The 11,198-nt window shown below is 67.5% G+C and carries 14 protein-coding genes and 1 tRNA gene; 6 read left to right on the top strand and 9 right to left on the bottom strand.

Going from position 1 to position 11,198, the window contains the following annotated elements; all coding sequences use genetic code 11:
* A partial coding sequence (locus AX690_RS13200; protein ID WP_066730405.1) for a heme-binding protein occupies nt 1-347 on the top strand: 347 nt, incomplete at its 5' end.
* On the opposite strand, the gene AX690_RS13195 is transcribed toward AX690_RS13200, so the two are convergent.
* Nucleotides 340-1,356, bottom strand: a complete 1,017-nt coding sequence (locus tag AX690_RS13195; protein WP_066681878.1) for an N-acetylmuramoyl-L-alanine amidase — start codon at nt 1,354-1,356, stop codon at nt 340-342. The two genes, AX690_RS13200 and AX690_RS13195, sit on opposite strands and share 8 nt — an antisense overlap.
* A 75-nt stretch (nt 1,357-1,431) precedes the next feature.
* Nucleotides 1,432-2,004, bottom strand: a complete 573-nt coding sequence (locus AX690_RS13190; protein ID WP_066681881.1) for a type 1 glutamine amidotransferase family protein — start codon at nt 2,002-2,004, stop codon at nt 1,432-1,434.
* A 51-nt stretch (nt 2,005-2,055) separates the two neighbouring features.
* On the opposite strand from AX690_RS13190, the gene msrB reads away from it, so the two are divergent.
* The gene (msrB, locus tag AX690_RS13185) at nt 2,056-2,535 is read left to right on the top strand and encodes a peptide-methionine (R)-S-oxide reductase MsrB (RefSeq protein WP_066681884.1); all 480 of its coding nucleotides are present in this window, start codon (nt 2,056-2,058) and stop codon (nt 2,533-2,535) included.
* 209 nt (nt 2,536-2,744) lie between these two features.
* Here the strand turns inward: msrB and AX690_RS13180 are convergent, their stop codons facing one another.
* Nucleotides 2,745-3,485, bottom strand: coding sequence for a LamG-like jellyroll fold domain-containing protein (locus AX690_RS13180; RefSeq protein WP_066681886.1), 741 nt, complete (start codon nt 3,483-3,485; stop codon nt 2,745-2,747).
* 109 nt (nt 3,486-3,594) lie between these two features.
* A tRNA-Leu gene (locus AX690_RS13175) sits at nt 3,595-3,679 on the bottom strand.
* A gap of 99 nt (nt 3,680-3,778) precedes the next feature.
* Here AX690_RS13175 and AX690_RS13170 point away from each other — a divergent pair.
* On the top strand, nt 3,779-4,774 hold the full coding sequence (locus AX690_RS13170) for a P1 family peptidase (protein WP_066681891.1): 996 nt from the start codon (nt 3,779-3,781) through the stop codon (nt 4,772-4,774).
* Here AX690_RS13170 and AX690_RS13165 read toward each other — a convergent pair.
* The 5 genes from AX690_RS13165 to AX690_RS13145 all read right to left on the bottom strand — a co-directional run bounded on the left by AX690_RS13165 (nt 4,761) and on the right by AX690_RS13145 (nt 7,457).
* The gene (locus AX690_RS13165) at nt 4,761-5,270 is read right to left on the bottom strand and encodes a MarR family winged helix-turn-helix transcriptional regulator (RefSeq protein WP_066681894.1); all 510 of its coding nucleotides are present in this window, start codon (nt 5,268-5,270) and stop codon (nt 4,761-4,763) included. The two genes, AX690_RS13170 and AX690_RS13165, sit on opposite strands and share 14 nt — an antisense overlap.
* Nucleotides 5,271-5,561: 291 nt before the next feature.
* Nucleotides 5,562-5,804 carry a hypothetical protein gene (locus AX690_RS13160; protein WP_066681923.1) on the bottom strand — a complete coding sequence of 81 codons (243 nt, stop codon included), beginning with the start codon at nt 5,802-5,804 and terminating at the stop codon, nt 5,562-5,564.
* 31 nt (nt 5,805-5,835) lie between these two features.
* Entirely contained in the window at nt 5,836-6,084 is a 249-nt protein-coding gene (locus tag AX690_RS13155) for a DUF3297 family protein (protein WP_062099782.1), read from the bottom strand.
* A gap of 102 nt (nt 6,085-6,186) precedes the next feature.
* Entirely contained in the window at nt 6,187-6,657 is a 471-nt protein-coding gene (locus AX690_RS13150; RefSeq protein ID WP_066681896.1) for an EF-hand domain-containing protein, read from the bottom strand.
* A gap of 14 nt (nt 6,658-6,671) precedes the next feature.
* The gene (locus AX690_RS13145; RefSeq protein WP_066681898.1) at nt 6,672-7,457 is read right to left on the bottom strand and encodes a DUF4198 domain-containing protein; all 786 of its coding nucleotides are present in this window, start codon (nt 7,455-7,457) and stop codon (nt 6,672-6,674) included.
* A 158-nt stretch (nt 7,458-7,615) separates the two neighbouring features.
* Between AX690_RS13145 and AX690_RS13140 the strand changes: the two genes are divergently transcribed.
* The 3 genes from AX690_RS13140 to AX690_RS13130 all read left to right on the top strand — a co-directional run bounded on the left by AX690_RS13140 (nt 7,616) and on the right by AX690_RS13130 (nt 11,179).
* Nucleotides 7,616-9,841 (top strand): TonB-dependent hemoglobin/transferrin/lactoferrin family receptor, encoded by a 2,226-nt coding sequence (locus tag AX690_RS13140; RefSeq protein ID WP_066681907.1) that lies wholly within the window; start codon nt 7,616-7,618, stop codon nt 9,839-9,841.
* A 175-nt stretch (nt 9,842-10,016) separates the two neighbouring features.
* Nucleotides 10,017-10,625 (top strand): YqaA family protein, encoded by a 609-nt coding sequence (locus tag AX690_RS13135; RefSeq protein ID WP_066681911.1) that lies wholly within the window; start codon nt 10,017-10,019, stop codon nt 10,623-10,625.
* Nucleotides 10,622-11,179 (top strand): disulfide bond formation protein B, encoded by a 558-nt coding sequence (locus AX690_RS13130; RefSeq protein WP_066681914.1) that lies wholly within the window; start codon nt 10,622-10,624, stop codon nt 11,177-11,179. The genes AX690_RS13135 and AX690_RS13130 overlap by 4 nt, the downstream gene beginning before the upstream one ends.
* Nucleotides 11,180-11,198 lie beyond the last annotated feature (19 nt).

Raw genomic sequence — 11,198 nt, 5'->3', positions numbered from 1 at the left:
CCGCCGAGGCCGAGGCGCGCAAGAACGGCTGGTCCATGGTCATTACCGTGGTGGAGTCGAACGGCGCTGTCGTGCTCTCCGAAAAGATGGACGGCGCTCAGTACGGCTCGGGCGAGGTGGCGCTGAAGAAGGCGCACACCGCCGCCAACTTCCGCCGCCCCACCTCCGAGTTCCAGAACGCGGTGAAGGCCGGCACGCTAAACGCTGTCTTCACCGGCGCCATGGCGATCGAGGGCGGCGAGCTCTTGCTGGTCGATGGCAAGATCGTGGGCGCGATCGGCGTCTCGGGCGGTTCGGCGCCGGAGGACGGGATCGTAGCCCGCGCGGCCGCCGCCGTGCTCAAATAAGCGACTTCAGATAGGCCCGAAACGCGGCCATGGTCATCAGACGGGCGGGGTCGGCCAAGGCTCCGCCCGGATCGTTCTTGCGCTGAGGCGCGACCTCGTCGTGGCCGAGCACGCGGTCCAGGCTGAAGGTCGCAGGGAAGGTCTTGGCCAGATAGAGGCACAGGTTCGTCAACGCCTCGAACTGGTCGAAGCTGTAGGGCAGATAGGTCCCGGCCTTGATATTGCCGTCCGCCGCGACCGTGCGGACTTCATCGGCGGCGAACCACTCGTCGTGGATCGACTTCCTCTGGCAGCGCCCTCGCGCGTCGAGCACGACATTGCCGGCGGCGTCGCGAACCGCGTTGAACCAGGGGCAGAAGACGCCGTCCTCCTGGGCCTCGTACAGGCGGCCAGGATTGTTCATCTCGAAGCCGACATAGAAGCGCGAGACCCCCGTCCGCTGGGTCACCGGACACTGGCTGACGCCGGCGTGCGAGCCCCACTCGCTCCACTCGAAATTCTCGGGCAGGAAGATGGTCCCGGTGCGGCTGATCTCGCCGTAGTGAAAGCCGTTGGCCTGGCCCGACCGCATCATGTCCAGGGTGCGGGCGTCGGAGTCCTCCACGCCGTTGCCGGCCTTCTTGATGCGATAGGCGTCGAAGTGGACGATCAGGCCTTCCAGGCCGTTCGGCCGTCGGCCCTGCACCCGATGGCGGACCCCTTCGGCGATCTTGAAGCGCGGCGGGACGTAGTCGTGGAGCTGGCTGCGGTCGGGACGTTCGGCGTCCTCCTCGACCGGCGGCTTGAAATCTCGACAGCCGCCCGCCCAGACATACTCGCCGCCGCCCAGATCGAACCACTGACTGACGCCGGAGACGAGGTCGCCCGTCACCGCGTTCCTGACCGGAAAGCGCGTCCCCGCCTCGATGACGCGCGCCTTGGGAGAGGTCGTGCGCGGCTTGTCCCGGCGGACGTTCAGCCGTCCGGCCGCTTCGACCGACCCCCGTGCCGATGGAAACGGATCCGCCATGTCATCGCCCCCTTGTCGCACTTTACAGGCGTAGCGGGCATCAAGACGAATTACAATCTTCGAGAGATTTTTGCGCTAGGAGAACTCTCGCGCGAACATGGCCTCGAAGCCGGCGATCATCTCCTCGGCTTCCGGCGCCACAAGGCGCGCCACCGCGGCGGCGAACGTCACCGGCGCCAGGCCTGAGGCGCTGACCACCCTGCCGCTGCTGACCGCCTTGGGCGTGTCCAGGTAATGCTCCGCGCCCGCATAGCCGGGGACGACGCCCTCCAGCCAATCCTTGCCGTTCGAGGTGTGCTGGCGCCCCTCGAACAGGCCCGCGCGCGCCAGGGCCGTCGTGCCGGCGCAGATGCCCGCCACGGGCTTGCCGTCGGCGAAGGCCTGACGCAGCAGGGCGGTGATCGCCGGGTTCTCGCCCTCGGACCACGCGTCGCTGCCGATCAGGATGAAGAGGTCGGCGTCGCTGAGCACCGGATCGTCGAACCGGTAGTCCGCGGCCGCCAGGATTCCGCCGATCGAGGTCTCCGGATCGCCGGTCGGGGTGGCGATCTCGATCTGGACCTTCAGGTGCTCGCGCAGCAGGGCCAGCACGGGACCGGCCTCCCAATCGGCCCAGCCCGGCTGCAGAAAGGCGACGGCGACGGTCATGATCACTCCTGGAGCTACCGGTTCGGCGTACGAGCGCCTACATTGGCTGTCATGACAGACGCAGCCATCCTTTCAACCGCCGGCTTCGATCTCACCCCGCCGACGGAGCCCGAACGCGAACGCCTGGAGGCCGACCTGACGGCCGAGGAGGCGCGCGTCCTCCTGCATCACGGCACCGAGGCGCCGTTCTGCGGCGGCCTGCTGGGCGAGAAGAACCCCGGCGCCTACTGCTGCCGCCTTTGCGGCCTGCCGCTGTTCAAGCACGAGACCAAGTTCGAGAGCGGCACGGGCTGGCCCAGCTTCTATGCGCCGTTCGCCGAGGACCACGTGATCGGCGTGCGCGACACCTCGTACGGCATGGTCCGCATCGAAACCCGCTGCGCCCGCTGCGACAGCCACCAGGGCCACGTCTTCCCCGACGGTCCGGCGCCGACGCGGCTGCGCTACTGCATCAATTCGGTGTCGCTGCAGTTCGTGAAGTCCGGCGATCCCCTGCCCGATCCGTTGCATCGCGGCGACAAGATCGGCTGATCCAGCAGGCGAAAACGGCGGTCTCGCCTCGGCTTTTCTCAATTCCTATCAATTCATATGAATTGAGCGGGGGCCGTGAAAGGCGCCATCTGCGCTCGATGGCCGCTAGTTACCCCGACCGGATCATGACCCCCGCCCCGCACGCCTTCGAAACGCCGCGTCGCCAGCGTCGCGACCACGCCGACGCCATAGCCGGCGTTCGCGCCAGCCTAGCTCGTGCGCAACAAAGCTTCAGGCGCCAACGCGCGCGGCGTGAAGCGCGCCTCCCGGACAGCGCCCTTGAAGTAGTCGACCTTGTTCATCCGCGCCCCGACCGATGAGCGGCCCTGTCCTTGGGGCTTGAAGGCCATATCGACTTCACCTTGCAGCTGGCCGTTCACGAACGCGCGGTACGTCTTGCCGTCATAGCTCTGGGAGACCCAATACCACCGTCCCACCGGGAACAGCTTGTCCTGGAACAGCAGGGTCTGCTTGTAGCCAGGCCCCGTGGCGAAAGCGTCCAGACTCCAAGCTTCGCCGGTCACGCGGATCTCGAACAACATGCGGGTCACGGACGGCGGCGCGCCGGGCGTCGGGCCCTCCTCGTTCAGGTGGAACCAGCGCTGGGCGAAGACCCCGCCGTCGGGCCGGAACAACGCCTCGAACGTGAATTGCGACATGCCGGCCAGAGGGTGACGGTCGATGACCAGCCGGTCGTCGACGCCGTCGAATTCCACGGCCTTGCCATAGGGCGTGTCGATCAGGCGCGGATCGCCCTCGATCGTCGTCGCGGCGCCGCCGATGTTCGAGAGCCGATCGAAGACCCAGCGCGTCTGGTCCGGCGCGTCACGCGGAGGCCGCCGCCCCATCGCCGCGGCGTCCAGACCCGCCGACAGCGCCCCCAGGCCACCGAGCACGACTCGCCGTCCGATCGGTCGCGAAAGTTCGCCCAAGCCTTTGAACGCGGTCATGCGGTCTCCTCCCCGATGTTCACTGACACCGGTATCAGCAAGGATGCTGGGATGAGGCCAGGGCTTTTTCAAGCCGAAACCGGCGCTTCGCTTTAGAGGAAGAAAGAGATGGTGCGGGCGGTCGGGGTCGAACCGACACTCCTTTCGGAACCGGATTTTGAGTCCGGCGCGTCTACCAGTTTCACCACGCCCGCAGGCTTCGCAACGCGAAGGGTGGTCTTCCTAGCAGGCGTCGCGGGCGAATTCCAGTCTCGCGAAGACCGGTCTAGCATCGAAGTCCACGGAGATTCCCAATGCCTCGTCCCGGCCGGCTCAATCTGATCACCGACGTCCCCGGCCTCAAGGTTGGCTGCGTCGAAGACGAGGCGGTCCGCACAGGCGTGACGGTGCTGCTGTGCCCTGACGCCTGGGCGGCGGCGGTCGATGTGCGCGGCGGCGGTCCGGCTGTGCGCGAAACCGACACGCTTCGGCCTGAGAACAGCTTCTCCCGCGCCCACGCCATCTGCCTGTCCGGTGGGTCTGTGTTCGGCCTGGGCGCCGCCGACGGCGCGGCGATCGCCCTCTCCGCGCGCGATGTCGGGGTCAAGCTGGCCGCCGGCTCGCCCGCCATTCCGATCGTACCGGCCGCCTCGCTGCATGACCTGGGCAACGGCGGCGACAAGGCCTGGGGTCTCTCTCCGCCTTACCGCGAGCTTGGCATGAAGGCTGTGGAAGCCGCCGCCACGGACTTTCCGCTGGGCGCGTTCGGCGCGGGACGTGGCGCGATGGCGGGCGTGGTCAAGGGCGGCCTGGGTTCGGCCTCCCTGGACCTGGGCGACGGCCTGATCGTCGGCGCCCTGGTGGCGGCCAACCCGGTCGGCTCGGTCTACATGCCCGACGGCGAGACCTTCTGGGCTTGGCCGTTCGAGATCGACGGCGAGTTCGGCGGGCGTCGCCCCGGTGCGATGGCGACAGCGGTCGAGCCGATGCCGGACGACACCAAGCTGGGCGCCATGGGCCGCCTGCGTCCCGGCGCCAACACCACCCTCGCGATCGTGGCGACCACCGCCGACCTCAGCACGGCGGAGGCGCAGCGCATGGCGATGATGGCGCATGACGGCATGGGCCGCGCGATCCGTCCGGCCCATACGACCTTCGACGGCGACATCGTCTTCGCCCTGGCCTCGGGCGCGACGACTCTGGGCGAAGGGCCGGCGCGCGCGGCCGGGCTCGCGCGCCTCGGCTCGGCGGCGGCGGACTGCCTGGCCCGCGCCATCGCTCGGGCGGTCTATGAAGCTAGGGCGGCGTGATCGTCTCGCCGCCGGCCAGCTGGATGGCGGCGGTCTCGAGGTGATTCAGCAAACGCTTGAAGGTCGCGACCTCGCTGGGCGCGAGCCCCGCCAGCAACGTGGCCTCGTAGGCCAGGGCCAGGGGCGCGATCTCGGCGAACAGCCGGCGACCGGCGGCCGTCAGCTCCAGGGTGTGCGAGCGTCGATCGGAGCGCACCGTGGTGCGGGCGACGAGGCGGCGCACCACCAGATCCTGGGCGGCGCGGCTGACGCGGACCTTGTCCATGGCGGTGCGGGTGACGGCGGCGTGCTGGGTCAACGCGCCCTCGGCCAGCACGGACATTAGACGCCACTGCGGGATCGTCAGACCGAAACGGTCCTCATAGGCGCGGGCGATCAGGCGACTGACGGCCGCCGAAGCGGTGGCCAGGCGATACGGCACATAATCGGAAAGACTGACACCGGCTTCGGGCGCGTCAGGCGCGCCCGGCGTAAGCGGAGAGACCGTAGCGGTCATGTCCCGTTCCTTTCGTCCTCCCAGGCGCGACCGCCTTGAAGGAGCGGCCTTTCGCCAGTCCATCCACGCTGTCCGGACCCTGGCGTTTCGGTCCGGTGCGCGTCTTGATCTGAGCGCGGCGAGCTGAAGCCACAATGCCGCCCGGCGACCACCCTCTTGATGAAGCAGTTTCGCACGCCCCGTGGGCAGAGAATAGCTGCCTCGCCTCGCAGAGTGGCGTTTCCATGCCTCGACTAGGCTGAGACAGGCGTTTTTGTCTTCGCGTCCGCGAGGCAGGTCCCGCCTTCCGCCCTACGCGGGTCTGGGAATTGTCGCCGACGCGCGCGCCCCGTGGTCATAGCGCGACGGACCGCCATAGACGGCCACCTCGCACAGAATATCGCCGCCCGCCTCGGCCGCCCAGATGTAGCTGCGCTCCACCTCGACATAGCGGCCGGCCGGCGAGATCCCCTCGAAGGTGTCCCCCCAGGGGATGATCCCACGCAGATCCTGCCACCGCAGGGTCAGGGCCCGCGAAAGCTCGTCGCGGGCCATCGCCTCGAGGTCGGGATCGTCCGCCAAGACCTCAGCCTTCGGCGGTGTCGCGGAAATAGGCCTCGACCTCGCCCTGCAGCTTGATGGTCATCGGGTTACCCTTGCGATCCAGCGTCTTGCCGGCCGCGACGCGCACCCACTTCTCGCTGATGCAGTATTCCTCGACATTGGTCTTCTCGACACCCTTGAAGCGGATGCCGATGCCGCGCTCCAGCAGATCGGCGTCGTAATAGGGGCTGTCGGGATTGACGGAGAGGCGGTCGGGAGGCGTGTCGCTCATGGTCTTCCAGCTTGGATGCGGGCGCGAGCCCGTGTCTTGGCCGGCGGTGATACCCACGAAACGCCGAAAGTCCAAATCGGACAGCCGCCCTCGCGCCCAGGCCTAGGTCTGCTGGTCGTCCTTGATCGGGTCCGCGACCGAGACCACGCCGTCCTCATTGGTGTCGTGGTGGACGAACATCCGCCAGCCTGAGTAGTCGAACTCGGCCCGTGTGATCGCGCCGCTCTTGTCGCTGTCGAGCACATGGAAGCGCACGTCGGTCTGACGCATCTGGCGCTCGCGTTCCTCGGCCTTCTTCTCCGGAGTCCGGTCAGAGGCGGCCAGCTTCTTCTCCAGGCGCGCCTTGAACTCGGCGACGTACTCCGCCTGCGACAGCACGCCGTTCCTGTCGGCGTCGATCTTGTCGAACTGCAGCGCGCGGGTGGCGGCGTATTCGTCCTTGGTGACCACGCCGTCGCCGTTCTGGTCCTGCTCCTTGATGAAGATGTCGCGGGCGTGGGAGGCGGCCATAGCCGTTCCCGCCAGAAGCGAGGCCGTCAGCGCGACGCTAGCGAAGAGGATGCGGGTGTTCATGTCATGTCCTTGGATCAACGGAGGGATTCGAACGTGAGGGCGTAGGTGTGGCTCTGGCCGGGCTGGCCGGCGCCCGCCGAGGCCACGCGGTGGCGGGCCTGGATCTGGTAGACGCCCGAGCGCTCGACCTTGACGGCCAGCCGCCCCTTGGCGTCGCTCTTGAAGGTCTTCGGCGCGGCCTTGACGTCGGCGTAGCGGTCGTCGGCGGCGCTGAGCGTCGCGGCCACGCCCGGCAGCGGCTTGCCGTCGAACAGGATTTCGAACACCGCTTCCTGGCCGGTGACGATCTTGCTGGGATGGGTGATCGGGCGGAACTCAAGCCCCTTGCCGATCGGGGCCAGCGCCGCGTCGTTCGGGGCGCCGCGCGTCACATAGACCTCGGCGGTCGTCAGGCTCTGCATGTCGATCGCGTTGGCGGGAGCCTTGTCGCCTTCGAAGAACTTCCACTCGCCGTCGACCAGCGCGGCCTTGGCGACGCGTCCGGCGCGCTGGCCCGTGGTGATGCGATAGGTGCCCGGCGCCTCGGTCGTGACTTCGAAGACCGCCAGCTGCCGCAGGTAGGTTGGAGACAGCGCCGTGCGCGCCCCATCTGGACCGATCACGGCGTAAGCCTCCGACTTCATCACCACCTCAGGCGTGAAGAAGCTTTCGGTGAACGCCCCCTCAACAGTGACCAGCTTGCGGTCCGAAGCATCGAACACGCTGGGCAGAAGATAGGGCGAATGGGCCTGGGCGGTCGGCGCAGCCAAGCCCAGCAAGAGAACGCCGCCCAGCAGGCCGGCGCGAAGAGAACGGATCATCGAGGCTATCCCAGGCGCCGCTCGCACGCGGCGCAATCTGGTTATTGCGATTAGTTCTGAGAATCAATTGCAAATAGCTTGACCGGTTTTCACCGTCGCTCTACCCCATCGCCATCAAATTGCGAACGGTTCGCATCTAATCATCGAAGGGGATATCGATGTCTCGCCTGAAGCTGGCGGCCCTGGCCGCCGCCTCGACCGCCGCCCTGCTCTCCTCTGCCGCCCATGCATCCGAAAGCGTTTCTACCCCGGCCGACGCCACCGAGGTCGACAAGGTCACGGTGACGGCCACCCGCTCGGAAAAACCCGTCTCGTTGGCGCCGGCGACCGTCAGCGTCATCTCGGCGGACGAGATGGAAGACGGGCTGGTCAAGGACATCAAGGACCTGGTCCGCGACGAACCGGGCGTGTCGGTGCGCAACGCCCCCGCCCGCTTTACGGCCGCGGGCTCCTCCACGGGCCGTGACGGGAACGCGGGCTTCAACATCCGCGGCCTGGAAGGCAACCGTGTGCTGATCGTGGTCGACGGCGTGCGCGTACCGGACGGCTTCGCCTTTGGCGCCCAGTCGACGGGGCGTGGCGACTATGTGGACCTCGACATTCTCAAGTCCGTCGAGATCGTCCGTGGCCCCGCCTCGGCCCTCTATGGCGCCGACGGCCTGGCCGGCTCGGTCAGCTTCATCACCAAGGATCCGTCGGATATCCTCAAGCCCGGCCAGAACATCGCCGGCCGCGCGCGGGTCTCCTATGCCTCGGTCGACGAAAGCTGGAGCGAAAGCCTCGTCCTGGCCGGACGCAAGGACCGCTGGGAAGCGATGCTGGCCTATACCCGCCGCGACGGCGAGGGCCAGAAGACGGCCGGGACCAACGACTCGGCCAACACCGACCGCACCACCGCCAATCCGGAGGACAACAAGTCCAACGCCGTTCTAGGCAAGCTGATCTACAGCCCCAATGACCGCAATCGCTTCCGCCTGACGGTCGACCACCTGGATCGCGACGTCGACTGGACGGTGTTGTCGGCCATCGCCAAGCCGCCGCTGGGCGCGACCAGCGTCATCGGCCTGACGGCCTTCGACCGGGTAAAGCGCGACCGCGTCAGCCTGGACCACCGCTTCGACGGCGGCCAGGGCTTGATCGAGGCCGCCCAGACCACGCTCTACTGGCAGCGTAGCAAAACCCGTCAGTTCTCGGCCGAGGACCGCAACACCGCCGCCGACCGCACCCGCGACGCCACATTCAACAACCGCGTGTTCGGCGGGGGCGTTGAACTGCACAGCCGGTTCGAGACGGGCGCTTTCAAGCATGAGGTCGTCTGGGGCGGCGACGCCTCGATCACCCGCCAGCAGGGCACGCGCGACGGCACGGTCCCGCCGTCCGGCGAGACCTTCCCCGGCAAGGCCTTCCCGACCACCGACTTCACCCTGGGCGGCCTCTATGTCCAGGACGAGATCACGGCCGGTCCGGTGACGATCTATCCGGCCGTCCGCTTCGACTACTACAAGCTGGACCCCAAGGCCGACCCGCTGTTCACGATGGCCGCGTCGGGCCAGAGCGACACGCACCTGAGCCCCAAGATCGGCGTGGTCTGGGACGCGACGGACCTGGTGACGCTGTTCGCCAACCTCGCCGCCGGCTTCAAGGCCCCCTCGCCGTCGCAGGTCAACACCGGCTTCGCCAATCTGGCGTCGAACTACAAGTCGTTGTCGAACCCCGACCTGAAGCCCGAAACCAGCCGCACCCTGGAGGCTGGCTTCCGTCTGCATCGCGATCGCTGGCGCGTAGCGGTGACGGGCTTCACCGGCGAATACGACGACTTCATCGAGCAGGTGCAGGTGTCGGGGAACTTCACCCCCGCCAATCCGGCCGTCTATCAGTACGTCAACCTATCGGGCGTGAAGATCAGCGGCGCCGAGGCCAAGGGGTCGTTCGACCTGGGCGCTGGGCTCACGGCCAAGGCTGCGGTCTCCTACGCTCGCGGCGCCTCGCGGACCGACGGCGTCAACACGCCTCTGGCGTCGATCGATCCGGTCAAGATCACCGGCGGCGTGAACTATCGCGCGCCGTCCGGCAGGTTCGGCGGCGAACTCAGCGTGATCCATTCGGACCGCAAGTCGGCCGGCCGCGCGGGCGTCACCTGCGCCGGAACCGGCGGCAGCTCGGCTAATAACTGCTTCATGCCGCCTTCGTTCACGGTCGCCGACCTGACCGGCTGGTGGGCGGTGACGGACGCCGTAACCGTGCGCGCCGGCGTCTTCAACCTGACCGACGAGAAGTACTGGTGGTGGAGCGACATGCGTGGCCTCGCCGATAACTCCACCGTCAAGGACGCCTACAGCCAGCCCGGGCGTAACTACAGCGTCTCCCTGGCGCTGAAGTTCTAGGCGGCTGAGCGGCGCGCGCGGACGGGAAGCCGCGCGCGCCGAATCCTGCCCGAAACCCGATAAGATCGGCCAGGATCGGGCCTTTCGTCAGCTTAACGCGAGCGGACAGCCAAAACCGCTTACACTTTTGGCTGTCTGGCTTTAGCTACGGGCTCTCACCTCGCTCGGAGTTCGCATGCTGCGTCGCCTCTACGACTGGGTCATGGGCTTGGCCGCCTCCCGCCACGCTCCCACCAGCCTCTTCGCCGTGTCGTTCGCCGAGAGCTCGTTCTTTCCGATTCCCCCCGACGTGATGCTGGCGCCGATGTGCCTGGCCAAGCCCGAGAAGGCCTGGCGCTACGCCACGATTTGCACGATCGGCTCGGTGCTGGGCGGGATCCTCGGTTACGCGATCGGCTACTTCCTGCGCGACTTCGGCCTTTGGATGATGACCGCGACCGGTCATTCGGGCGGCCTGGCCGAGTTCCAGTGCTGGTACGCCAAGTACGGCGTGTGGGTGATCCTGGCCAAGGGCTTGACGCCGATCCCCTACAAGCTCGTGACGATCGCCTCGGGCCTGGCGATGTTCAGCTTCCCGATGTTCATCGCCGCTTCGGTGGCGACGCGCGGCGCGCGCTTCTTCCTCGTGGCTTTCATCGTCAAGAAATTCGGCCCGGCCCTGCTGCCGGTCGTCGAACGCCGCCTTGCCCTATTCGCTGGAATCTTGATCGCCCTCATTGTCATTGGACTGACGGCGAGCCATCTCCTGGGCGGTAGCGGACACGGCGGAGCCTGCGTGGCATGACGAGCGAAAGCGCCACGAACCAGACGAACGGGCTCGTGGACCGGGTCTATGACCTGGTCACGCGCCACTGGCCGCTGCTGGCGTTCCTGTCCAGCGCGCTGATGCTGGCCATCGCCCACGCCTTCCAGAGCTTCGGCGGCTTGGCTCCCTGTCACCTGTGCCTGAAGCAGCGCGAGGTCTACTGGGCAGCCGGAACGGTCGGCCTGATCGCCTTCATCCTGCAACGCACGCCGCTGTGGCCGCGCCTGCGGACGCCGGCCAACCTGCTGCTGGGCGCGCTGTTCCTCTATGGCGCTGGCCTGGCGACCTATCACGCCGGCGCCGAATGGAAGTGGTGGCCGGGTCCGTCGTCCTGTTCGGGCGTTGGCTTCGCCGGCGCCGCGGATCTCGAGGCCATGCTCAAGGGCACGGCCAAGATCGAGGCCCCAGCCTGCGACAAGGCCGCTTGGGTGTTCCTGGGCCTGTCGATGGCTGGCTGGAACGTGCTGATCTCTTTGAAACTGGCCGTCTGGTCCGTCCTGGCGGCGCTGCGCAAGTCGGAAGCCTCGGCATGAGCAAACCCACCCCTCCCCG

Origin of the sequence: Caulobacter sp. CCH9-E1, from assembly GCF_001556515.1 — a bacterium.
Lineage (GTDB): Bacteria > Pseudomonadota > Alphaproteobacteria > Caulobacterales > Caulobacteraceae > Caulobacter.
The sequence above is the reverse complement of the archived record's forward strand: the minus strand, read 5'-3'. Positions and strand labels throughout refer to the sequence as shown.

What these genes read in the sequence shown, in the direction of transcription:
- AX690_RS13150 (WP_066681896.1), bottom strand. Translation starts at nt 6,657, where the DNA reads ATGAACACCCGCATCCTCTTCGCTAGCGTCGCGCTGACGGCCTCGCTT.
- AX690_RS13135 (WP_066681911.1), top strand. Translation starts at nt 10,017, where the DNA reads ATGCTGCGTCGCCTCTACGACTGGGTCATGGGCTTGGCCGCCTCCCGC.
- msrB (WP_066681884.1), top strand. Translation starts at nt 2,056, where the DNA reads ATGACAGACGCAGCCATCCTTTCAACCGCCGGCTTCGATCTCACCCCG.
- AX690_RS13160 (WP_066681923.1), bottom strand. Translation starts at nt 5,804, where the DNA reads ATGGCCCGCGACGAGCTTTCGCGGGCCCTGACCCTGCGGTGGCAGGAT.
- AX690_RS13190 (WP_066681881.1), bottom strand. Translation starts at nt 2,004, where the DNA reads ATGACCGTCGCCGTCGCCTTTCTGCAGCCGGGCTGGGCCGATTGGGAG.
- AX690_RS13130 (WP_066681914.1), top strand. Translation starts at nt 10,622, where the DNA reads ATGACGAGCGAAAGCGCCACGAACCAGACGAACGGGCTCGTGGACCGG.
- AX690_RS13170 (WP_066681891.1), top strand. Translation starts at nt 3,779, where the DNA reads ATGCCTCGTCCCGGCCGGCTCAATCTGATCACCGACGTCCCCGGCCTC.
- AX690_RS13165 (WP_066681894.1), bottom strand. Translation starts at nt 5,270, where the DNA reads ATGACCGCTACGGTCTCTCCGCTTACGCCGGGCGCGCCTGACGCGCCC.
- AX690_RS13155 (WP_062099782.1), bottom strand. Translation starts at nt 6,084, where the DNA reads ATGAGCGACACGCCTCCCGACCGCCTCTCCGTCAATCCCGACAGCCCC.
- AX690_RS13180 (WP_066681886.1), bottom strand. Translation starts at nt 3,485, where the DNA reads ATGACCGCGTTCAAAGGCTTGGGCGAACTTTCGCGACCGATCGGACGG.
- AX690_RS13145 (WP_066681898.1), bottom strand. Translation starts at nt 7,457, where the DNA reads ATGATCCGTTCTCTTCGCGCCGGCCTGCTGGGCGGCGTTCTCTTGCTG.
- AX690_RS13195 (WP_066681878.1), bottom strand. Translation starts at nt 1,356, where the DNA reads ATGGCGGATCCGTTTCCATCGGCACGGGGGTCGGTCGAAGCGGCCGGA.
- AX690_RS13140 (WP_066681907.1), top strand. Translation starts at nt 7,616, where the DNA reads ATGTCTCGCCTGAAGCTGGCGGCCCTGGCCGCCGCCTCGACCGCCGCC.